Source organism: Thalassospira sp. NFXS8 (assembly GCF_040148805.1).
In the GTDB taxonomy this organism is placed as follows: domain Bacteria; phylum Pseudomonadota; class Alphaproteobacteria; order Rhodospirillales; family Thalassospiraceae; genus Thalassospira.
This window is the reverse complement of the sequence record NZ_JAGEMF010000007.1, coordinates 26474-48010: the sequence shown is the minus strand read 5'-3', so window position 1 is coordinate 48010 and position 21537 is coordinate 26474. Positions and strand designations below refer to the sequence as shown.

Below are 21537 nucleotides of genomic sequence, written 5' to 3'. Positions count from 1 at the left end.
ATGAATAACAAGGTTCTATAAGCAGGCATGATGCGTGCAATGTTTGCGGGCCTTGTTTCTGCAAACAAGGCCCGCCTGCGACGCCTGGTGAAGGTCCGGTTATGTCAGGATTTCCAAAACCGGTGTTTCCAGCACGGTGTCGCTGATGACATCGGCAATGCCCCGGTCGGTTTGGTGCGGGCCGATATTGCAGGCTAGTGTGGCCCCGAATAACGCCTTGAACACCAGATAGGGCGGGTTCCAGTCGACAATATTGTCGGTTGCACTGCGGATGGCAGTGAATTGATCGGCGACATCGCGCATCGATGCCTCGGACAGTAGCCCGCATAACGGCAAAGGTAGTAGTGCATCGATTTTACCGTTCGATGCCACGGCCATGCCGCCGCCAGCGGTAATAACGGCATTTGCGGCAATTGCCATATCGTGCGCGTTACCGCCAAAAACAGTCAGGTTGTGGCTGTCATGCGATACGCTGGTGCAAACAGCACCTCGCCATTTACCCCAGCCGGTTAAAAAGCCAACCCGGGGCCGGGCATCGACAACGCCGTGGCGATGGGCAACCGCTATAAGGGTAGTTTCTGCAGGTGGTACCACATAACCGTCTTTAACATCGGCAATGATTTCACCCCAGCGGGTAAATCGGGGCTGGTCGATGGTTGCCAGTTTTACCTTGCTGCCCGTTGCCTGTACGCGAAAATCGTTGGGGGTTAACGGTTTGATTTTCATGGTGTCGTAAAGCGGGGCCGGGTCCAATGCCAGGGGAGCACCTATGATTTCACCATTTTGGGCGACCAGGGTGCCGTTGGCGAGAACATGGCTGGCGCTAAAGTTGGTCAGGTCGTTAAAAATGGCGATGTCGGCGCGGCGCCCGGCGGCGATAAGGCCCAGATCGTTGCGGCCCAGCCGGGTGGCTGCATTTAGCGTTGCGGCGCGCAAGGCCCAAATGGCGGGCATGCCATAGGAAACCAGCCGACGTACAACATCGTCCAGCCCGCCATTATCGGCCAAATCATCGGGAAAAACATCGTCTGTGCACAGCGAAACGGTTTGCGGCAAAAAGCCCAGTTCGTTGATGGTTTTAACAAAACCTGGCAATAAATGGTCGTGCGACCCACGCATTTCGATGTGAATACCGGCGCGCAATTTTTCCATCAAATCGTCATTCGATGTCAGTTCGTGATCGGAACTGACACCAGCGGTCATGAAGGTTTGCAGATCCGCCCCGGTTAAACCGCGTGCGTGACCACAAATCATTTTACCCGATGCCAACCCGGCCTGCATGATATTGGTCATGCGGTCGGTCCGGTTAATGACACCGCGCATATTCATGACTTCGGCAACACCGGCAATGTCAGGCCAGGCCAGAAGGTCGGCCATCGCTGCGCCGTCAAAATCCGCGCCGGAAACTTCCAGTCCCGGTGCCGCAGGCACACAGGACGGGGCCAGAACGAGGGCACGTAGCGCCAGATTGCGGGTGGCCGCCGTGGCCCATTTTACACCATCCTTGCCAAGGACATTGCCCAATTCATGCGGGTCCCAGACAATGGTGGTCACACCGCGCGGCACAACGGTTTGCGCATAAATTGCGGGTGTGACCATTGAACTTTCGACATGCATGTGGCTGTCGATCAGGCCCGGTGTGATGAATTTGCCGTTTGCATCAAGGGTGCAATTGGCATCCTTGCGGCTGGCCGGGGCATGGACGCTGGCGATCAGGGGGCCGGTTAGGCCAATATCGGCCGGGCGCATTTCCCCGGTGACCATATCGACGATCTGGCCGCCGGTAATCAGCACATCAAACGGGGCATCGCCGCGTGCGGCCGCGATGGCGCGGCTGCGCAGGGTTTCATCATTTAGATCGGCGGGTTCGCTGGTTCTGGTATTCATTCTTTTTCTGCTTCTGCTTGCAAGGCGGCAAAAATCATTTCGCGGGCGGTAACCGCATCAACACCAACGGCATATTCGGCATTTTTTATGGCGGCTGGGCGCGGGTCCACAATGGTGCGACCGCGTGACGGCCCGGTATTAAGGTCTATGTCAATTCGGGCCGGGGCAAATGTGATGACATCGTCATTTGTAACCGCAATTGCGGCACAGGGATCAAATATGGCCATGCCTTGTCGCCCGCGTGACAGGCCGATATTGATATAGCCTTGGGTCAGGTCGGCTAAAAGCGGGGCGTTTTTGCCTCTGGCCTTTCTGATCGCAACAACATCTTGCGGGGTGGCAATTACCTGACGGCATAAATCAAGATCCACCATCCGCAAGGGCACATTATGGGCAAGCACAATGGCAAGTGCTTCGGGGTCGGCGAATGCATTATATTCCGCCGATGGCGTATGGTTGCCCAGGCTTACGGCCCCGCCCATCCATGTTAGACGGTCTATTTTGGCGGCCAGTTCCGGGCGGGCCAGTATCAGCGCGGCAATATTGCCAAGGGGGCCTAATGCCAGAATATGGCGTTCATCGCCGGGTGCGGTTGGTGCTTGCAGCCAGTTACACAGGGCATCAAATGCCGGGATGTCTGGTTTTAGGGTTGCGGATGGCAGGGATTGGCCGGCGGTTAACATGCCGGTTGGTCCCATAATGCGTTCGGCGGTTTCAAGACGGCCCAAAACCGGGCAGGCCCGTCCGGCATGAATGGGAAATTGCCAGTTAAACAGTGATGCGGCGGCGGCGGCATTGCTGCACACTTGCGGTAACGGGCAATTGCCCGCCACCAGCGACATCCCGTCGATTTTCAAACCGGCATGGGTCACGCATAGCACAGCAGCTATGTCGTCAAACCCCATGTCGGTATCAATCCATATTGCCATCACAGGCCCCCGAAACGGGCCAGTGGGGCTGCTTTTTCGACTTTCAGATCAAAGGAAACGGTGCTGCCAAACGGATGAACCGGCAGGTGCGCATCACATTCGGCCTTAATCTGGCCCAGGGGTGTATCAAGCAGATATTCCCGTGTGCCACCGGCAAAGGATGTGCCACGAACTTGCCCATGGTGGGGACCAGAACCAAGCGTGATGGTGCCGGGGCGCCATGCAAGGCCCTTGGTGTTTGGTGGAACCGTCCCGCGCAGGTCGACATGCTGGGCACCGGTTTTCAACATGCCGTTTTCCAGGGCAAAGACATTTTCGAAGCCGACAAAATCGGCAACAAAATCCGACACCGGGTGATTATAAATTTCTTCAGGTGTGCCGATTTGTTCGATCAACCCGTCTTTCATCACAATGATGCGGTCTGCCATTGCCAGGGCTTCGACCTGGTCGTGGGTGACAAAAATCATGGTCACACCGCTTTCCTTTTGCACCCGTTGCAACTCGGTCCGCATTTCAAGGCGCAGGCGGGCATCAAGGTTTGATAACGGTTCGTCTAGCAGTAATACCTTGGGTTCCATCACCATCGACCGTGCCAGCGAGACACGTTGTTGCTGCCCGCCGGAAAGTTCGGCCGGTTTGCGGGTGGTGAATTTGCCAAGGCCAACGGTTTTAAGGCCCTGATTAACCCGGTCTTCAAGGTCTTTGCCTTTGACGCCCATCAAACGCAGGCCAAAGGCAACGTTTTCGTAAACATTAAGGTGCGGAAACAGCGCATAGGACTGAAACACCAGCCCGACCGGGCGTTTGTTGGCCGGGGTGCGGGTAATATCGGTGCCATCAAGGCGGATGGTGCCCGATGACGGGCTTAACAACCCGGCAATGGCGCGCATGGTTGTGGTTTTACCACAGCCCGACGGGCCAAGCAGGGCGACGAGTTCACCTTTGCCAATATCAAGGTCCATTTCCGGCACGGCAACGTTTTTGCCATAGGACAGGGTCAGTTTTTCAAGGCTGAGAAAGCGGGAATCAGACATAGCGGGAAAATCCTAGGAAACGTTCGGCCAGAAAGACAATACCCAGTGACATGAAAGCCAGAAGTGCCGACAAGGCCGCGACCGACGGGTCATAGGTGATTTCCATATAAGCCAGCATATCGATGGGCAGAGTGCGCACACCGGGGCCCGACAAAAACAGCGAGACCGGTACCTGGTTAAAACTGGTGACAAAACCCAGAATGAAGGCCGCCAGAATACCGCCGCGAATATTGGGCAAAACCACGCGGAAAAACGCGCCAACTCGCGAGGATCCCAGCAAAACGGCGGCTTCTTCAATATCGGATCGTAAGTTGGTCAGACTGGCGGAAACCACGCGCACCGCATAAGGCAGGATTAATGCAGTATGGGCGACAAATAACGCAAACAGAATGCCGGTGTTAAATGGCACGACAAAATAACGCAGCAACGCCAAACCCACGATGATGCCGGGCACAATGATGGGCGAGGAGACAATGGTACGGATGGTTTCGGCGCCGGGCACCTTATAGCGCGACAGAGCATAGCTGGCAGGAACACCCAAAATCAGCGCCATTAAGGTGCCGCCAATGGCGAGAAACAGTGAAATGCCGAAACTTTGCCGGAAACTTTCGATTTCAAAAACCTTGAAAACCCAGCGCAGTGACAATCCTTGTGGCGGGAAAGCCAAAGTTTCACCGGCCGAAAGCGAGGCGGCAATGATAATGGCGAAAGGACCGATCAGAAACGCCAGTACGAGGACAAGAACGAGGGGGGAAAACAGGCGTGATGTCATCGTTTGTTCCTCGCCGTTGCCAGACGTTTAAGCAAAAGATTGGCCGAAAACGCCATGACAATCAGGATTAATGCGATGACACTGGCCGATACAAAGTCATTCGCGACTGTGACACGCTGATACATCAGGGTTTCCAGCATCAAAACCTTGGACCCGCCCAGAATGGCCGGAGTGATATAGGCAGTCATGGAACCGGTAAAAACCAGCGTGCCGCCAATCACCAGCCCTTCGCGGGTAAGCGGTAAAATAACGCGGGTGAAAACCTGTAACCAGTTTGCACCTAAAACCCGCGCGGCGGGCACCGCATCGCGCGGCATGTTTTCAAGCGCGCTGATCAGCGAAATGATCATGAGCGGTAAGAACAACTGCAGCAGGCCGATAAAAACAGCCGTTTCGGTAAACAAAAACCGGATCGGTTCGTCGCTTAGACCAATGGCCACCAGCGCCTGATTGACAAAGCCGGTACGCCCCAAAATAACCAGCCAGGCATAGGTACGTGCGACCGGTGAAATCATCAGTGGCAGGACGACAAGCCCGGTGATCCGGCCTTTGCCTTTGGCGGGCAGGTTCACAATCGCAAAGGCCGCGGCATAGCCAATGACGGCGGCGGCCGCGGTGACCATTGCGGCCAGTTTCAGGGTGCGAAAAAACACCGCCTGATTAAGCGAATGGGAAAAGAAATCAATATAGGCCTGTATGCTCCAGCCGTCGGCGGTGTGAAATCCTTCGGACAGAAGAATAAGCACAGGAACCAGAAAGACGGCTCCGGCAAAAACGGCGGCAGGCATGACCAGGGCAAAGGCCTCGGCCCGGTTCTGAAACATTTTGGGTGCTCGCTTGGGTGGTCATATGTGGAATGCCTGGCGTTGGTGGCGCGAGAGGGCATTCAAAGCTAATTCGGCATTTCGCGGACAATAATGCAGTATGATCAGGGTGCCGTAGCGATTGCATGGCACCCTGGATGCAAGCGTTATTGACCTACTTTTTCGTTCCACTGGTTCAGCCAGGCATCACGATTATCGATCATGACATCGGACGGGATCAAATGCAGGTTGGCAACGGTATCGGCACCATAGGTCAGGTTGTCGGCGATATCGTCGGAAACCTTGACGTCCTTGTTCGCGGGGCTGTCAACCAGACCTTCGGCAAGTTTTGTCTGGATATCGGTCGAGAGCCAGAAATCCATGAATTGCAGGGCCAGATCGCGATGTTCGCTGCCTTTGGTTAAAACCATCACGTTCATGCCACCGGACTGGCCTTCCTTCGGGGTGGCCCATTTGATTGGCAGGTCCATTTTGGAGAAGCCTTTCCAGGCAAATCGGCCAATTGGTGCCGCCCAGATTTCTTCCTGCTGCATCAACTGCACCAATTGGGAGGAGCGGACATAGAAGGTAACGATATCGTCTTTGTGCTTGCCGACTTCTTCAATCGGAGCTTTCAGGGTGGTGTCGTCATCGCCCATAGCCTTGCCCAGCATATAAAGGGTGAGCGGACCCTGGCTGGTGGTGATGTTGGGCAGGGCAACATGGCCGGCCAGCTTGTCAGACAGAAGATCTTTCCACGATGTCAGGTCGATTTTATCGGAACGATAGGCGATCGAGCTTGTGTAAAAGGTATAGCCAAGACTGTGACCATCGCCGTTAGGGTCTTTGGCAATGTCGTAAAGTTTGTCAAAGTTTGCCAGTTTGGATGTATCGATTTTATCGGTCAGGTCCTTGCGGTGGGCAGCAAGGGCATCCTGCGTGGTCATCACCGCGAGGTCAATTACCGGATGGTCCTTGTTGGCTTCCATTTTGGCAAGACGTTCGACCGAATTTCCGGTTTCCACAACCAGTTCACAGCCGCATTTTTCTTCAAACGGTTTATACAGGATTTCCTTGAAGGCATCCTGGGCAAAACCATAAACCGAAATTGTCAGCTTTTGTTCGTCGGCCTGTGCGGAATTAAGGGACAGCAAAAGGGCGCATGAAGCCAGCAGCAGTTTTTTCACAACGTCTCTCCATTGGGAACGTGGGTTTGATAAGGGAAAGCCGGGCCGGTGGAAGACCGAATGATCAGTTCCATCGGAACCCTGGACGTATCAGCCATGACGGTATCGGGGACCGTTCTTTTTTGAGGGGGTGTTGTTGTTTTTATTGCGCGGTTGCCAGTTATTTCAGCCAACAATGCCACAACGGCAATTTCGGCTATTTGTGCCATATCCATATGAACGGTTGTAAGCGCGGGGGTCACAACCGGGGAGAAAATCAAATCATCAAAACCGGTAACACTGACGTGTCCGGGCACCCGAAACCCCGCTGTTTGCAGTTCGGTTAATACCCGCAATGCCAGCAGGTCGGATACGGTAGCAACTGCCGTTACGCCGGTTTCAACCAGATGGGGCAGTTTTAGGGATGCTGTGGTGCCCCCGTTACGCAATATCGGTTCCAGCCAGATGGTTTGATGGCAAATCTCGTGGCCAAGGGCGGCTTTCATGCCGCCAATGCGGTCATTTTGCACGTTCGATGCCGGGTCATTGCCGAGCAGCAATATCTTTTTGTGCCCAAGATCGCTGAGGTGACGGGCAATTTGTTCGCCGCCATTCCAGTGGTCGGCGGAAACAGTGTTGCCTGGAGTGGACGGGGTATCGACCATGGCGACAGGGCAGCCAACTGCGCCAATGCGGGTGCCACGTCGTGGAATAACAATAAGCCCGTCGACACCACGTTCGATTAAGCGGCCAATCGCATCGGTTTGGGTGGTGACTTCGCCGCGTGAATCGGCAATGAGCACGCCATAACCATTATTTGAGGCCGCCATTTCCATGGCCTGGGCAATTTGCGGGAATAGCGGATTGGCAATGTCGGGCAGGACCAGCCCCAAAACACCCGAGCGGCCCGTGCGCAAGGCTCGGCCAGCATTGCTGGGTACATATCCCAGTTCATCAGCTTTTTGCCGGATTTTTTGGACCAGATCTGCCGAAACCCGACCTTTGCCAGACAGCGCATTGGACACGGTTGCCGTCGACACCCCAAGGGCGGAGGCAATTTTGGTCAGGTTGGGTCCTGTGCGCTGAGCGGCCATCAAATACCTGTGCAGAAGCGTTTGGCGATGATTACGGAATTGATTAATCGATTAACCAAACGCTAGTCGAGTCTTTAAAAAGAGTCGAGAAGAAATTGTGGCAAGGTTAGGGGAAATTATTCCGCAGGTGCGAGAAGATTTATAAGCATTTGAAAAACAACAATTTCAAATTTTGCGAATGACAGACAAGGGAAAGCGCCCCGCCAGGGACGAGGTTTTTCTTGACAGTTTATCAGTCACAACTGTAGCATTGGTTCATAATAATGAACAAGTTCAAAATACTGAACTTTAGAAAATACCGGAGGAAAGATGAGTGGTCGTGGCGCTGAACGTATTCTTGAAGTGATCGAATGGCTGGCACGCCAGCCCGCCGGACGAACTCTTACGGACGTTGTTGCCAATCTGTCTTTGCCCAAAAGCAGTGCATTGATGTTGTTACGTACATTGGTGGAAACTGGATATGTGCGCCGTGATGAGGCGGGCCTTTACCACATTCGCCGATTGCCGGGAGAGGCAAGTGCCGACAGCCGTGCCTGGGGCACGGTTTTGCGACTTGTCGATGCCAGCTTGCGCGAAGCAGTCAGTCTGACCGATGAAACCGGATTTATTGGCGTTTTTGATGATGCGCAGCAGGTGCGGTACCTCAACAAGGTGCTGCCGGCGCGCGAAATTCGCTATGACCGCGACATTTCGGTGGCGCGGATTGCCGCACATGTTGCCACCGGGCAGGTGTTGCTGGCGGGGTTAAGCGACGCCGCATTAAATGCCTATTGCGCCGACTTGGCCCGCGAACGTGATGATGTCGACATCAACGAACTGATTGCACAGATCAAAACGGTACGGACCGACGGTTATTCATTGAATCTACAGGGACGGGTCGAAGGGGCGGCTGGCATTGCTGCACCCATTTTTGACCGGAACGGAAACATGGTTGCGGCGCTGAACATAGCAGGACCGCGCGAAAGAATTGCGGCACGGCAGGATGAAATTCTGTCTGTCGTTATTAAGGCAGGGCAACAGGCTTCGGCCGCGCTGTCGGAAATACGTTGCGAAAGCCGATAAAAACAGGTTTTCCGACGCCAGGTCGATGCAATTTCCATCCTACGGGAAAACAGGACATGAAATTGCGATTTAAAAACATTGGGAGGAAGAAGATGACTTTCGCGAAATTGATAAAAGGTGCACTGGCCGGGGCTGTTGCCCTGTCATTCGCCGGGGTTGCACAGGCAGATGATTTTCCGTCACGCGGTATTGAATTTGTGGCGGGTTATGGCCCTGGCGGCGGGCACGACACCATGTTGCGTGCCATGGCAAAGATCATCCAGAATAACGATTTGTCGGAAGTTCCGATTAATGTGGTCAACAAACCCGGTGGCAGTTCTGCCGTGGCCCTTGGATATTTAAATTCGCATAAGGGTGACGGGCATTTTCTGATGTCGGCGACTTCTTCGTTCATTACGACGCCGCTGACCTCGAATATCGGGCTTGATTACACCAATTTCACCCCGATTGCCCGCCTTGGTGTTGATCCGGAATTATTGGTTGTTAACGCATCTGGCCCCTACAAGACACTTGACGATATTGCAAAAGCCGCCAAGGTTTTGAATGTGGGTGGTACGGGCACCGGAACAATCGAAAACATCGTTACCATCAAACTGGCCGAAGCCCTTGGCAAAAAACTGAATTACATTCCGTTTCAGGGTGACGGCGAAGTTGTTTCAGCATTGCTGAGCAATCAGGTTGATTTCACCATTACCAATACCGGCCCGGTCGGCGATTTCATTAAAACCGGTCGCTTTAACGCGCTTGCAATCAGCACGGAAAAACGTGTCGAACTGTTTCCCGATGTTCCGACCTTTATCGAACAGGGTTATGACATCAATCTAAGCCTGTTTCGCGGCGTTGTAGCCGCGGGTGATATTGGTGATACCGAAAAGGCCTACCTTTTGAAAATGGTCAAGGCGATGAGTGAAACCAAGGAATGGCAGGAAAATTATATTCAGCCGAACTCGGTTGTGCCTGACTTTCTGGGACCAGATGAATTTGCCGAATATCTTAAAGGTATGAACGATGTTTACAAAGCATCGCTGACCAACCTTGGCATCATCAAGTAAGAAACTTCCGAAGAAACGGAGTTCTCCATGAAAATTTCGGAGATCATTCTTCTGGGCGGGCTGTCGGTATTTTCCGGCAGCCTCCTTTGGGGCAGCCTTGACATGCCCTATTCAACCGACACCACGTTTGGTCCGGGTTTTATTCCGCTTAACATTTCCATTGCTTTGCTGGCATTGGTTGGTGTTGTCGCTGTTCGGGCAGTGTTGCGTTCAAAACGTGGCTTTGTTGCTCCGCAAGATACCGCTGCACACGGCGGGGATGGGGGCGAAAATGGCGGCGCGGAAACGTTGGGTGCTCTTATGCTTGGCGGTGCAATTTTTGCAATTGCGATCAGTATCTATGCCATGTCGTATATTGGTGTGCTGATCCCGCTCGGTCTTTTGCTGGTCCTTCTGTCGTGGCGGTTTTCGGGGCACGGGTTGCTTAAATCTGTTGTGATCAGCCTGATTGTGCTGGCAGCGATTTACCTGATCTTTTCGGTCTGGTTGCGCATCCCCCTTCATTGACCGCCCGTCCCTTGAACATCTGTTCTGGAAACAGTCATGCTTGATACTCTCGCCAGTCTCAGCGGCGGCTTTGAAACCGTGCTGACTTTTCATAATATTGTTCTGATTTTCCTTGCCGGAATTATCGGGACTGTCATCGGTGCTTTGCCCGGCCTTGGCCCGTCGGCGGGTATCGCGCTGATGCTGCCTTTGACATTTGGCATGCCCCACGCATCGGGCCTGTGCCTTTTGACCGGTGTTTACATGGGGACCATGTATGGTGGCCGCATAACGTCGATCCTGATTAATACGCCCGGCGATGCGCCCGCGATTATTACGGCCCTTGAGGGGTATCCGATGATGCGCAAGGGCAAGGGGGGCCTGGCATTGGGTATTTCGGCCATAAGTTCGTTTGTTGGCGGATTTTTCGGCCTGGCCGTGCTGGTTTTCTTTGCACCCGTGGTTGCGGAATATGCCATTTTTCTTGGGCCGCCGGAATATTTTATGCTGATGCTGGTAGGCCTTAGCACGATTGTTCTGTTAGCGGGCGCTGATGTTTTCAAGGCATTGATCGTTACCTGCTTTGGCTTTTTGGTCAGCACCTTTGGCAGCGATTACATTTCCGGTCATGTCCGGTTTGCGTTTGTGCCTGAATTAATTGAAGGCATTGATTTTGTTGCCATCATCATTGGTCTTTATGGCCTGGGCGAGGTTTTTTATAACCTTGAACGCAAGATCGTTCTGAATTTGGGTAAACCAAATTTCAGTTTTTCCGATTATATTCCTGGCAAAGCAGACCTGAAAGAAGCATCCGCCCCCACAGTACGCGGATCAATTCTGGGAACATTCATCGGCATTCTGCCCGGTGCCGGCGCGACAATTGCGACATTTCTGGCTTATGCGCTGGAACGTAAATTGTCAAAAAAGCCTGAAACATTTGGCAAAGGTGCGATTGCCGGTCTTGCCAGCCCCGAAGCCTCAAACAATGCCGCTGTTCCGGGATCGCTTATTCCGCTTATTACGCTCGGCATTCCGGGGTCCGGCGGAACAGCTATTATGCTGGGCGCGTTGATCATGTTCGGGTTGCAGCCTGGCCCGCTTTTGATGATTCAGTCTGGCGATGTGGTTTGGGCCATGATTGCCGGTCTGATTTTGGCAAACTTCTTTTTGCTGGCATCAAATGTGTTGTTGATCCCGTTATTTGTGAACCTGCTGCGTCTGGTGCAAAAGCACTTGCCCAGTATTGTGGTTGGGCTGTGCATTGTCGGGGCGTTTTCGCTGAATTACGGCACGTTTAATATCTGGATTGCGCTGATCTTTGGCGTTATCGGCTATTTGATGCGTAAGAACGACTATCCGACTGGCCCGTTTATTCTGGCAGTGGTTTTGGCCCCGCTGGCGGAAAACTATTTTCGTCAATCGATCATGCTTGCTCAGGGGTCATGGAGTATCTTTGTCAACCGCCCGGTTTCATTGACGCTGGTTGTGTTTATGGTTTTGGTGGTCTGCGCCAGCATCATCAGCAAGCAGTTTTTACGTCGCCGCCGTGTCGGTACCGAATAGCATTATGCCGCGATCAGACGTTGGTCTGGTCGCGGCCCCGTAAAACTGAATTTTCAGAATAAAAATATAGAATTGAAGGACCGAATTTTCATGGATGCACCCACATCACATTGGCGCAAGGCAGCCTTTACCCCCGAACAAAGCGGTGCTTTGAAAGGGCTTGTGGTTGTTGACCTGTCACGTCTTGTGGCGGGAAATATGACCTCGCTGCAATTGGCCGATTTTGGTGCCGATGTTATCAAGGTTGAACCGGTTTCATCGGGCGATCCGTTACGGGCGTGGCAAAATGCCGGTGTTTCGTCTTTCTGGAAGGTGTATGGGCGTAACAAACGCAGTATCGCCCTGGATTTTCGCAAGGATGGCGCGATTGATATCTTGCGCGGTCTGATCGCCCGCGCCGATGTGCTGATTGAAAATTTCCGCCCCGGCACGATGGAGAAAATGGGTCTGGCACCTGATCAATTGCGCAAGGATCACCCGGGACTGGTGATTTTGCGGGTGTCAGGTTTTGGTCAGACCGGACCCTACAGCCCGCGTCCGGGTTTTGGCACGATTGTCGAAGGGATGTCGGGCTTTGCGCATCGCAATGGCGAGGCCGATGGCGGGCCGTTATTGCCGCCCTTGGCCCTGGCCGACATGATTGCCGGTTTATACGGGGCGTTTTCGGTTATGACGGCCTTGCGGGTGCGCGATGATACCGGGCAGGGGCAGGTGATTGACCTGTCGTTGTTAGAACCGATTATTTCCACCCTAGGCCCCGAGGCACTGGATTTTGCCCTGACGGGCAAGGCAAAGCCCCGGGTTGGCAATGGCTCCAATACATCCAGCCCGCGCAATGTTTATCAAACGGCAGACGGGTTGTATGTTGCCCTTTCAGGATCGATGCAGCGCATGGCAGAACGCCTGTTTCGCCTTATGGGCCGCGACGATATGAACAGCGACCCCCGCTATGCCACCAATGCGGCCCGTGTTGCTCATCGGACAGAGGTTGATAAAATCGTTGGTGACTGGATCGTCCAATATACTCGCGATGAAGTGATGGAAAAATTTGAGGCTGCCGAAATAACAGCATCACCACTTTATAACATTGTCGATATTCACGAAGATCGCCATTTCATCGAACGTGGCGTTTATGTTGATGTGCCTGACGATGACCTTGGTGAAATCGCCATGCACAGCCCGGTTCCGCGTTTGTCTGATACCCCTGGCACCATTCGTTTTGCTGCCCCCCGACTGGGCGAGCATAGCGAACAGATCCTGCGCGATATTGGATATGATGATGAGCGGGTTAAAGCCGTCTTTGACAGTGGTTTGGTCAGCCGGAGTAAGGATAAATGACGGTTTTGCCGGATCAATCCCCTTGTTCGTGGCGGTCCTTGCTGTATGTGCCCGCCAATAATCCGCGATTTGTCGGCAAGGCCCAGCAACGCGGTGCTGACGGTGTCGTGTTGGACCTTGAAGACAGTGTGCCCGACACAGACAAGGAAAATGCCCGCAACCTGTGCGCCGACGCCATTGCCGAGATGGTCGATGGCCCCAGCGATGTATTGGTGCGGATCAATGCCAGCCTGCGGCAGGCCATTCCCGATCTCGAAAAAATCGTCCAGCCGGGGTTAAAGGCCATTCTGCTGCCCAAGGCCGACCGGCCCGATAAAATTGCCCTGCTGGCCGAAACCCTTGATGAACTCGAAGTCGAGCGCGGGATTGCACCAGGAAGCATCAAGTTCATTCCTATGATCGAGGCCCCTGCGGGTTTTTTTGCTGCCAGTGACATTGCCACGGCGTCGTCGCGTTCGGTTGGCTTGCTGTTGGGCAGCGAAGATTTCGCGACCGAGGCCGGTATGGAACCTGACCCGGAAACCTTGTTATTACCGCGCCAGCAACTGGTCTTTGCCGCACGCAAGGCAGGGCTTGTGCCTTATGGCTTGCTGGAAAGTGCGGCCGATTATTCCAATGTTGAAAAGACCCTGGAAATTGCGCGCCGTGCTGCCCGGTTTGGTTTTGAGGGATCGACCTGTGTGCATCCGGCACTGGTGCCGGTTTTAAATCAGGCTTTTTCCCCCAGTGTTGAGCAAATTTCCCATGCCCGCGAGGTGATGGCAACCCTTGGGGTGGCGGCGGCACAAGGCAAGGGCGCGGCGGTTTTGAAGGGCCGCATGATTGACGCCCCGATGCGCAAACGTGCCGAAAGGCTGCTGGTTCGGGCACAGCGTTTCGGGTTGATCTGACTTTTCAGTGTCAGAATAGCACAATAGAAAAACGGGAAACGGCAAGGGCTGTTTCCCGTTTTTGTTTTTCCGTCGGGATAATCAGGCCGCAGGCCAGACCGATTGCAGTTTTTCACCGGTCAGCAGACGGTCGCGGGCGGATTGTTCGTTTTTGCCCAAATCATCGGCAGCATCGGCGATGGCGACCAAATGTTCCTTGGGCAGGGCAACAACGCCGTCAATATCAGCAAAAATAACGTCGCCGGGGCGAATGGTGACGCCTGAAATGGTTACAGGGACCTGCGAATGGCGGGGTTCCTTTTTACCCGTTACACCAACCGGGCTGGGATGGGTGCCAAACAGCGGATAACCCAGTTCACGCACCTGGGCTAGGTCACGGACCGTTCCGTTAACGATGGTGGCAGCAAGGCCGCGGGTTTTTGACCCGGTTGACATTAGTTCGCCCGTGCAGGACCCATCGGCACAGGATGCATCCACCACCATGATGCCGCCCTTGGGCGCATTATCGATGGCGTTGTGATACACATCTTGCGGTTCGCCTTTGCGGTCCGATGGTTCAAACAGAACCGTTACCGCAGGCCCGCACACAACTTCGCCCGGTGCCAGGGTGCCAAACAGGGAAATTCCGCCCAGATAGCCCCACAGGCCCAGATGTTCCATGCTGTCATGGATGTCGCCGGAATACCATTTTTTCAGGCGTTCGATGGCGTTCCAGTCGGTGTCTGAATAGTCAAATTTGTCGGGGGTCATTCTTGTGCATCCTTGTTCTGGGCCTTGGCGATGGCAACTTGCAGATAATTGCTGCTGTTATTGATATGTGCGGCCATGGCTTTCTTGGCTGCATCTTCATCGCGGTTTTTGATCAGGTCATACAGGTGTTCATGTTCCGCACAGGCAACGTCGAGCGATTTGACCGGCACCCGGCTTGTCACCCGGATCACATCCGTGATCAGCCCGTACAGATTGTTGTATAAAACCGCCATCACATCGTTGCCGGCAGATTGCACCAGCGCGCGATGGAAAGCAGCATCACAATCGGTAAATTTGCCAAATTCGTCCGCATTTGCTGTGTTGCGCAGATTGGTCATGGCGGCATCTATTTCTGGTGTGATCGGGTTGTCCCGGGCGACAAGAGCACCGATGACTTCAACCTCGATCATGCGTCGCACATCCATCAACTGAACCAGATAGTCCGGGTTGGTGGAAAAAAGTTGCCGCACGGTCGTGGCCAGGGTGCCGAGAAATTCGGCAACGTCGTCACGCACGATCATGGCGCGTTCGCCATGTTTGCGCCGGACCAGCCCTTTGGTTTCCAGAATTTGCATTGCTTCGCGTACAGATCGCGTGCTGACATTGAAATCGCGCGCGATGGCACTTTCCGATGGCAGGCGGTCGCCAATGGGCAGGTTGCCGCTTAAAATCCGGTTTTCAAGGTCCTCGGCCACGCTTAAATGCAGCCTTTCACGATCTGCCGGGCGAACGGCACTTTCTGTCACCATGCTGTAAATCCTCCATCAACCACAACGTTTGACCCTGTCATATAGGATGAGGCGTCAGATGCAAGAAAACGGATGACGCCGTTATATTCGGTAATTTCAGCCTGGCGGCGCATCGGCACGCGATCCAGGAAGGCATCAATGAATTCTTTGTCAAAGCTGGCTGTTTTAACCCCGCCAAAGGAAATAAGGTTGGTGCGCACCCCTTTGGTACCCCAATAGGTTGCCAGATAGCGGGTCAAATTCAATAGGCCGGATTTCGACGCGGCATAAGAAATGGCCTTCACAAACGGCACCCCGTCGCGTTCTTCGCGGTAGGCATACAGGGCCTGATTGGGCGAAACCATGCCGTAAATCGACCCGATATTAATGATCGATCCCCGCCCGGCTTTTGCCATTTCGCTGCCAATGACCTGGCTGGTCAGCATGACACCGGTCAGGTTGGTATTGATAATTTCATCCCAGTACTGCTGGGGATAATCCTCGAACGGGGCGTTTTGTTCGGCCGATCCGTCGGGTTTGGAATCAATCCCGGCATTGTTGACCAATACATCTGGCACACCCCAATCGGCAATCAGAAGGTCGGTTGCTTTTTGCAGGGCTTCCTTGTCGGTCACACTGGCAACGTAAACCCGGATGTTGTCGGCAACATCGGGGAATTTTTCGGCAATCTGGTCGCGATCAAACGGGCGGCGGCTATAGATGGCAACTTTGGCCCCGGCCTGTGCCAAAGACTGGGAAAATTGCGTGCCCAACTGTCCCAGACCACCGGTGACAACGATGACTTTGTTTTTGACGCTGAAAATATCAACCATGTTCGTTTCTCTCTTGTATGTGGTCGTCAGGATTTATGGAAAAATGTTTACGGATGTTTCGTTCGGCCCACACCGCGCCAGATGGCACGGGCAATTGGCAGGATCAGCAGCGAACAAACGATAACGCCCAGAACCGCCGCAATTGGCCGGTCAAAAAACCCAAGCAGATCGCCATTGGCGATTTGCATCGACATGATGAAGTTGCGTTCAAGAACCGGCCCTAAAACCAGCCCCAGAATGATCGGGGCAATGGGAAAGCCGTTTTCTTCAAGCAGGTAACCAACGATGCCGGCAACAAACATGACGCCGATATCGAAGGTGGAATTGTTGATCGCAAAGGACCCGAGAATGCAGCAGGCCAAAACCACCGGCACGATAATGCCCCGTGGTACCGACAAAACCCGACGCGCCCCTTTGATTGCCAGATACCCGATGGGGAAAAGCAACAGATTGGCGACAAAAAACGTCATGATGATTGCGGTGGGCATGGATGGATTTTCAACAAACAGGCGCGGTCCGGGGTTAAGGCCCTTCATGAACAGCACACCAACCGCGATGGCGGTAACGGCATCGCCGGGAATGCCAAAAACAAGAGCCGGTATCCAGGCGCTGGAAAGCCCGGCATTGTTCGATGTGCTGGCTTCAATCAGGCCTTCTTCGTGGCCTTTGCCGAATTTTTCCGGGGTTTTCGACATCCGTTTGCTCATGCCGTAGGCGATCCAGGCCGCAACGTCGCCCCCGACACCGGGCAAGGCACCAACGGCCGTGCCCAGCGATGCCCCGCGCAAAAAGCTGAACGGATAGCGCATCAATAAACGGCCCATGCCATGGAACGGCCGTGCCCGTGACGTATCAGGGGCCGGGGGAAATGATGCGTTGGCCGAAAAACCGCGTAAAACTTCGGCAAAGGCAAACATGCCGATCATGACGGGAATAAAGCTGACGCCGCCCATGAGGTCGATAGAGCCAAAGGTAAACCGGGGTTGACCACTGGTAACATCCAGCCCGACCGTTGCGATGAGCAAGCCGATCAGCAAGGATATAAAACCCCGTGCCGGGTCGCTACTGCTGACCAGGGCCGATGTCATTAAACCCAGCATGGCCAGCCAGAAGAATTCAAAACTGGAAAACATCAGGGCGACATGGGCCAGAAGCGGCCCGGTCACCAGCAACACCGTGGCCCCGACAAGCCCGCCACAGGCAGAAAAGAAAATACCGATGCTAAGCGCGGTTTCGGCCTTGCCTTTCATGGTCAGGGCATAGGATTCATCGACATAGGCGGCCGATGCCGGGGTGCCGGGGATCCGTAACAGCGCACCGGGAATATCCCCGGCAGTAATCGCCATGGCAGTTGTTGAAACGATCAGGGCAATCGCCGGAACCGGGTCCAGATAAAAAGTTAATGGTACCAGAAGGGCCGTTGCCATGGTGGCGGTCAGGCCCGGTATGGCCCCGATAAACAGGCCATAAACCGCACCGCCCAGAATGGCGAGCAGGACCGGAGCCTGAAAAACGATATTTGCAGCGGTAGCGAGAGTTTCAAATGTCATGCTTGTCACCACGGCAAAGGAAGTGGCCCCGCCGACAGCGGAACATACAGGATTTGTGCAAACACATATTGCAGGCCCAAAATCACGAACAGGCCAACCGGCAGCGCAATAACGAGGCGGATTTGCAAAAGCAGCATCAACCCGATGGTGTAGACCAGCCCAAGAATGGGAAAGCCGACAACCGGTAATGCGTAAATGGCGACAAGAACGCCTGCCATGGTCCAGATTGCGCAGATAATGCCGCGTGTGCGACCGTGCCATGCCGATATATCGAACCATGGCCCGTGATGGGCGGCACGCAGTCCGGTTATCATGATCCTGATTGACAGGCCCAGCATGGCAACACCGATCAAGGTTGGCATCAGGTTGGGGCCAAAGGTGGTTCCTGGCACAGCGGGAAGCTGCTGTGCCAGAAAGATGACCCCAGCCCCGAGAACGGCGAATATCAAACCGATAAGGCGGTCATCGATACGCATGGTAATGCTCCAGCCTATCGCTATTTCGCCAGTCCAAGGGTTTTCATGGTTTTCACCAGCCCTTCACGCGACTGCATGACGGTTTTGGTGAAATCTGCGCTGTTCTGATAGGCAACCGAAAACCCGCGGGATGCCATGAATTTATGGAATTCCGGGTCCTCAGTAATGTCTTTCAGGGTTTTTGACAGGGTATTTGTGATGTCTTCCGGTAGGCCCTTGGGTGCTGCCAGCCCACGAAATGGCAGGGGCGACCAGTTGATGTCAAAGGCCTCGGTGGTCGTGGTAAGGTCAGGCCAGGCATCACTGCGTTCGTTTGAAACAAGGGCCAGTGTTTTGGCTTCGCCAGCTTCTACCAGCGACCGTGCCTCGGCCGGGGATGTCGACACAACATCAATGGCGCCCGCCGCCAGTTGCTGCATGGCCGGGGCGGCCCCATCCGAGGCGATCCAAGGGCTGGCGTCAGGGTTTACGTCAAGCGTGTTTAACAAACCCGCCCAGGCCAAATGCGACAGGCCTCCCCGGTTTGCCCCGGATGCCTTTATATCGCCGGGGTGGGCTTTGACGGCTTTGATAAGGTCTTCCACATTGTTATAGGGCGCGTCGGCGCGGACATTTACGGCAATTGGGTCGGCATTAAAACGACCGATCAGGGTGAAATCTTCGGGCGTCGCACCGGGAATACCCTGTGCGTCATACATGGTCATTTCAATGGTCACAACGCCCAGCGTATAGCCATCGGCAGGGGCATTGGCGATGGCAACATGGCCAACAACACCGCCACCACCGGTCCGGTTGACAACGTTAAACGGCTGACCAAGGCGTTGTTCAAGTTGCTGGGCAACGGCACGGGCCGTGGCATCGGTGCCACCACCAGCCGACCACGGCACAATAATGGTAACAGCCCGTTCGGGCCATTTGGCAAAGGCTGATTGGGAAAAACTTGCACAGGCAAGGGCAATCGCACCAAGGGCGACTAAAGTCCGTTTCATTTTGTTTCCTCCCGAAAGGATATCGCATTTTTGCGTGTTCTTGTCCGGGTTGTTCCCGGTGCTTCACCATCTTATGTCATAAGTCATATGTCAAGAGTAAAGCGACTCAAAATATTCTGCCGGGATAAAATGATTAACTGACGGGAAGAACGGAATGTTGCGCGATACGATTGCCCGATGCGAGACAATGCCGGTCGAGGTGAAGAGCACATAAAAAACGGCCCGGGTCCCCCAATATCTGGCGGATCCGGGCCGTCAAAATTTCAGCCTGACCTGGCTTAACGGTAAAGCAGGGTTGGCAGTGCCATGCTAAGTTGCGGGATGAAAGCCAGCAAAAACAGCACGATCAACAGCGGGATGAGGAAAGGTGCCGTTGCCTTGACGCATTCCTCAAACCGTACGCCGGAAACGCGCGACAGCACATAAAGCACCATGCCAACCGGCGGCGTTAACAGGCCCAGCATTAAATTCAGAATAACGATGATGCCAAGATGCACCGGATCAATCCCCACGCTATGGGCCACGGGCAAGAGCACCGGTACCAGAATGGTGATGGCGGCAATGGTTTCCATGAAGCAACCAACCACCAGAACCAGCAGCATGATCAGGATAATGATCAGATTTTTATTATCGGTGAAACCCAGCACAAAGTTTGCCAGATGCTGGGCGGACTGGTTGGCCGTTAAGATCCAGGCAAAAACCGCGGCCGCGCCGACAATCAGCATGATGGCGGCAGTGGTTTCGATGGTGTCCATGGTGACGCGCAGCAAATGACGGATGGTCAGGGTGCGATAAATTATGGTGCCTAGAACCAGTGAATAGGCAACCGCGCCCACAGCGGCCTCGGTCGGGGTGAACAGGCCGGTGGAAATGCCGCCAATAATAATGACCGGGGTCATTAGCGGTAAAAAGGCTTCCTTGCTGGCCTTGCCGAGAACACCAAACGAAAAGGCCAGATCGCGCGGGTAATTGCGGCGGCGCGAATACCAGGCCACCATGATCATGAGCGAAACCGCCATCAGCAGGCCGGGAACAATACCGGCAAGAAACAGCTGGCCGATCGATACCTGGGCAATGACACCATACAGAACCAATGGCAATGACGGCGGAATAATGGGACCGATTGTTGAGGATGCAGCTGTAATACCAACAGCGAATGAGGTGTCATAACCGGCGTCACGCATGGCTTTAATTTCGACATTACCAAGCCCGCCGGCATCGGCAACAGCGGCCCCTGACATGCCTGCAAAAATCACGCTGGCGCCGACATTAACATGGCCCAGTCCACCTGGCGCCCAGCCAACAAGGGCGCGGGCAAAATTGAAAATACGCACGGTAATGCCGCCGGTATTCATCAAATGACCGGCCATGATGAAAAACGGCACGGCCAGCAAGGGAAAGCTGTTCACTCCGTTGATCATGTTGTGCAGCATGGTTATGGGCGGCATACCGGCAATAAACAGATAGGCCAGCGATGACCCCGCGAGCGCCACGGCAACCGGTGCACCACATATCAGCAGCACAGCCAGCAGAATAAACATAATGGCCAGGCTCATGGTGCAGGTCTCCGCAGGGAATGAAACGCCCGAACCAGTGTAACAATGGCGGTAATGGCCAGGCAGATAACAACGGCCCAGAACATCCATGACCGGGAAACATCAATACTGATCATGCGCTGGCGGCCCATGCGGTTTGCCAGCATAACGCCCGACCATGCGGCATAGGCAAAAAAGCCGGCCGTGATAATATCCATCAGGAAAAACAGGGCCCGTGATGCGGCCTTGGGAATGTAAAGGTGGAAAAAATCCAGATAGATGTGGCTTTTTTTACGGGCGCAAATTGCAGCCCCCGAAAATGTCACCACGATCAGCAAATAGCGGGCGATTTCCTCGGTCCAGGAAATGGAATTATTCAGTACATAGCGCGAAAAAAATTGCAGGAAAACAACCAGAATTAACGCCCAGAACACAGCGAATATCGGTGCATCCCACCAGGAAATATCGCTGATATCGGTTTGTTGGGCATCTATCTGGCTGGTAATTTCCTTGGCAATTTCACTGTCGCTTGAAAGGTTGTTCATGGGCCACCTTCAGCATCAAACAGCAAGACAGGACGGATGAAGCAGGGAGACACCC

General features: G+C 54.1%; 21 protein-coding genes. 6 read left to right on the top strand and 15 right to left on the bottom strand.

The window, feature by feature from the left end:
* Positions 1-99: 99 nt before the first annotated feature.
* From J4E05_RS22995 to J4E05_RS22965, 7 genes are all read right to left on the bottom strand, one after another.
* Positions 100-1887: an adenine deaminase gene (locus tag J4E05_RS22995; RefSeq protein ID WP_349600595.1), complete on the bottom strand. Its 1788-nt coding sequence runs from the start codon at positions 1885-1887 to the stop codon at positions 100-102.
* Complete coding sequence (locus J4E05_RS22990) at positions 1884-2816, bottom strand: nucleoside hydrolase (protein WP_349600592.1); 933 nt, start codon at positions 2814-2816, stop codon at positions 1884-1886. Before J4E05_RS22990 ends, J4E05_RS22995 begins: the two co-directional genes overlap by 4 nt.
* Complete coding sequence (locus J4E05_RS22985; RefSeq protein ID WP_085594128.1) at positions 2816-3850, bottom strand: ABC transporter ATP-binding protein; 1035 nt, start codon at positions 3848-3850, stop codon at positions 2816-2818. Before J4E05_RS22985 ends, J4E05_RS22990 begins: the two co-directional genes overlap by 1 nt.
* Positions 3843-4622: an ABC transporter permease gene (locus tag J4E05_RS22980; protein ID WP_085594126.1), complete on the bottom strand. Its 780-nt coding sequence runs from the start codon at positions 4620-4622 to the stop codon at positions 3843-3845. Before J4E05_RS22980 ends, J4E05_RS22985 begins: the two co-directional genes overlap by 8 nt.
* The gene (locus J4E05_RS22975) at positions 4619-5446 is read right to left on the bottom strand and encodes an ABC transporter permease (RefSeq protein WP_085594124.1); all 828 of its coding nucleotides are present in this window, start codon (positions 5444-5446) and stop codon (positions 4619-4621) included. The genes J4E05_RS22980 and J4E05_RS22975 overlap by 4 nt, the downstream gene beginning before the upstream one ends.
* 146 nt (positions 5447-5592) lie before the next feature.
* The gene (locus J4E05_RS22970) at positions 5593-6612 is read right to left on the bottom strand and encodes an ABC transporter substrate-binding protein (RefSeq protein ID WP_085594122.1); all 1020 of its coding nucleotides are present in this window, start codon (positions 6610-6612) and stop codon (positions 5593-5595) included.
* The gene (locus J4E05_RS22965; protein ID WP_349600587.1) at positions 6609-7685 is read right to left on the bottom strand and encodes a LacI family DNA-binding transcriptional regulator; all 1077 of its coding nucleotides are present in this window, start codon (positions 7683-7685) and stop codon (positions 6609-6611) included. Before J4E05_RS22965 ends, J4E05_RS22970 begins: the two co-directional genes overlap by 4 nt.
* A gap of 309 nt (positions 7686-7994) precedes the next feature.
* Between J4E05_RS22965 and J4E05_RS22960 the strand changes: the two genes are divergently transcribed.
* From J4E05_RS22960 to J4E05_RS22935, 6 genes are all read left to right on the top strand, one after another.
* On the top strand, positions 7995-8747 hold the full coding sequence (locus tag J4E05_RS22960; protein WP_349600585.1) for an IclR family transcriptional regulator: 753 nt from the start codon (positions 7995-7997) through the stop codon (positions 8745-8747).
* A 92-nt stretch (positions 8748-8839) separates the two neighbouring features.
* On the top strand, positions 8840-9799 hold the full coding sequence (locus tag J4E05_RS22955) for a Bug family tripartite tricarboxylate transporter substrate binding protein (protein WP_349600580.1): 960 nt from the start codon (positions 8840-8842) through the stop codon (positions 9797-9799).
* A 27-nt stretch (positions 9800-9826) separates the two neighbouring features.
* A complete protein-coding gene (locus J4E05_RS22950) occupies positions 9827-10306 on the top strand; it encodes a tripartite tricarboxylate transporter TctB family protein (protein ID WP_349600578.1) in 480 nt (159 codons plus the stop codon).
* A gap of 36 nt (positions 10307-10342) precedes the next feature.
* The gene (locus J4E05_RS22945) at positions 10343-11848 is read left to right on the top strand and encodes a tripartite tricarboxylate transporter permease (protein WP_085594114.1); all 1506 of its coding nucleotides are present in this window, start codon (positions 10343-10345) and stop codon (positions 11846-11848) included.
* A 90-nt stretch (positions 11849-11938) separates the two neighbouring features.
* Positions 11939-13186, top strand: a complete 1248-nt coding sequence (locus tag J4E05_RS22940; protein WP_349600574.1) for a CaiB/BaiF CoA transferase family protein — start codon at positions 11939-11941, stop codon at positions 13184-13186.
* Positions 13183-14076 carry an HpcH/HpaI aldolase/citrate lyase family protein gene (locus J4E05_RS22935; RefSeq protein WP_349600571.1) on the top strand — a complete coding sequence of 298 codons (894 nt, stop codon included), beginning with the start codon at positions 13183-13185 and terminating at the stop codon, positions 14074-14076. Before J4E05_RS22940 ends, J4E05_RS22935 begins: the two co-directional genes overlap by 4 nt.
* Before the next feature lie 81 nt (positions 14077-14157).
* Here the strand turns inward: J4E05_RS22935 and J4E05_RS22930 are convergent, their stop codons facing one another.
* The 8 genes from J4E05_RS22930 to J4E05_RS22895 form a co-directional block, all read right to left on the bottom strand.
* Entirely contained in the window at positions 14158-14826 is a 669-nt protein-coding gene (locus J4E05_RS22930; protein WP_349600569.1) for an RraA family protein, read from the bottom strand.
* Positions 14823-15575, bottom strand: coding sequence for a FadR/GntR family transcriptional regulator (locus J4E05_RS22925; RefSeq protein WP_349600566.1), 753 nt, complete (start codon positions 15573-15575; stop codon positions 14823-14825). Before J4E05_RS22925 ends, J4E05_RS22930 begins: the two co-directional genes overlap by 4 nt.
* Positions 15569-16387 carry an SDR family oxidoreductase gene (locus tag J4E05_RS22920; RefSeq protein WP_349600564.1) on the bottom strand — a complete coding sequence of 273 codons (819 nt, stop codon included), beginning with the start codon at positions 16385-16387 and terminating at the stop codon, positions 15569-15571. Before J4E05_RS22920 ends, J4E05_RS22925 begins: the two co-directional genes overlap by 7 nt.
* Before the next feature lie 47 nt (positions 16388-16434).
* Entirely contained in the window at positions 16435-17937 is a 1503-nt protein-coding gene (locus J4E05_RS22915; RefSeq protein ID WP_349600561.1) for a tripartite tricarboxylate transporter permease, read from the bottom strand.
* 5 nt (positions 17938-17942) lie between these two features.
* Entirely contained in the window at positions 17943-18413 is a 471-nt protein-coding gene (locus J4E05_RS22910) for a tripartite tricarboxylate transporter TctB family protein (protein ID WP_349600558.1), read from the bottom strand.
* Positions 18414-18433: 20 nt separating this feature from the next.
* On the bottom strand, positions 18434-19402 hold the full coding sequence (locus J4E05_RS22905; RefSeq protein WP_349600555.1) for a tripartite tricarboxylate transporter substrate binding protein: 969 nt from the start codon (positions 19400-19402) through the stop codon (positions 18434-18436).
* A gap of 278 nt (positions 19403-19680) precedes the next feature.
* Entirely contained in the window at positions 19681-20958 is a 1278-nt protein-coding gene (locus tag J4E05_RS22900) for a TRAP transporter large permease (protein ID WP_349600553.1), read from the bottom strand.
* The gene (locus tag J4E05_RS22895; protein WP_085594096.1) at positions 20955-21482 is read right to left on the bottom strand and encodes a TRAP transporter small permease; all 528 of its coding nucleotides are present in this window, start codon (positions 21480-21482) and stop codon (positions 20955-20957) included. Before J4E05_RS22895 ends, J4E05_RS22900 begins: the two co-directional genes overlap by 4 nt.
* Positions 21483-21537 lie beyond the last annotated feature (55 nt).

Bases quoted from the DNA above. Each gene is read 5' to 3' on its own strand.
- J4E05_RS22915 (WP_349600561.1), bottom strand. From the start codon at position 17,937: ATGACATTTGAAACTCTCGCTACCGCTGCAAATATCGTTTTTCAGGCT.
- J4E05_RS22985 (WP_085594128.1), bottom strand. From the start codon at position 3,850: ATGTCTGATTCCCGCTTTCTCAGCCTTGAAAAACTGACCCTGTCCTAT.
- J4E05_RS22935 (WP_349600571.1), top strand. From the start codon at position 13,183: ATGACGGTTTTGCCGGATCAATCCCCTTGTTCGTGGCGGTCCTTGCTG.
- J4E05_RS22965 (WP_349600587.1), bottom strand. From the start codon at position 7,685: ATGGCCGCTCAGCGCACAGGACCCAACCTGACCAAAATTGCCTCCGCC.
- J4E05_RS22950 (WP_349600578.1), top strand. From the start codon at position 9,827: ATGAAAATTTCGGAGATCATTCTTCTGGGCGGGCTGTCGGTATTTTCC.
- J4E05_RS22905 (WP_349600555.1), bottom strand. From the start codon at position 19,402: ATGAAACGGACTTTAGTCGCCCTTGGTGCGATTGCCCTTGCCTGTGCA.
- J4E05_RS22995 (WP_349600595.1), bottom strand. From the start codon at position 1,887: ATGAATACCAGAACCAGCGAACCCGCCGATCTAAATGATGAAACCCTG.
- J4E05_RS22980 (WP_085594126.1), bottom strand. From the start codon at position 4,622: ATGACATCACGCCTGTTTTCCCCCCTCGTTCTTGTCCTCGTACTGGCG.
- J4E05_RS22945 (WP_085594114.1), top strand. From the start codon at position 10,343: ATGCTTGATACTCTCGCCAGTCTCAGCGGCGGCTTTGAAACCGTGCTG.
- J4E05_RS22930 (WP_349600569.1), bottom strand. From the start codon at position 14,826: ATGACCCCCGACAAATTTGACTATTCAGACACCGACTGGAACGCCATC.
- J4E05_RS22960 (WP_349600585.1), top strand. From the start codon at position 7,995: ATGAGTGGTCGTGGCGCTGAACGTATTCTTGAAGTGATCGAATGGCTG.
- J4E05_RS22925 (WP_349600566.1), bottom strand. From the start codon at position 15,575: ATGGTGACAGAAAGTGCCGTTCGCCCGGCAGATCGTGAAAGGCTGCAT.
- J4E05_RS22920 (WP_349600564.1), bottom strand. From the start codon at position 16,387: ATGGTTGATATTTTCAGCGTCAAAAACAAAGTCATCGTTGTCACCGGT.
- J4E05_RS22975 (WP_085594124.1), bottom strand. From the start codon at position 5,446: ATGTTTCAGAACCGGGCCGAGGCCTTTGCCCTGGTCATGCCTGCCGCC.
- J4E05_RS22910 (WP_349600558.1), bottom strand. From the start codon at position 18,413: ATGCGTATCGATGACCGCCTTATCGGTTTGATATTCGCCGTTCTCGGG.
- J4E05_RS22940 (WP_349600574.1), top strand. From the start codon at position 11,939: ATGGATGCACCCACATCACATTGGCGCAAGGCAGCCTTTACCCCCGAA.
- J4E05_RS22895 (WP_085594096.1), bottom strand. From the start codon at position 21,482: ATGAACAACCTTTCAAGCGACAGTGAAATTGCCAAGGAAATTACCAGC.
- J4E05_RS22955 (WP_349600580.1), top strand. From the start codon at position 8,840: ATGACTTTCGCGAAATTGATAAAAGGTGCACTGGCCGGGGCTGTTGCC.
- J4E05_RS22990 (WP_349600592.1), bottom strand. From the start codon at position 2,816: ATGGCAATATGGATTGATACCGACATGGGGTTTGACGACATAGCTGCT.
- J4E05_RS22900 (WP_349600553.1), bottom strand. From the start codon at position 20,958: ATGAGCCTGGCCATTATGTTTATTCTGCTGGCTGTGCTGCTGATATGT.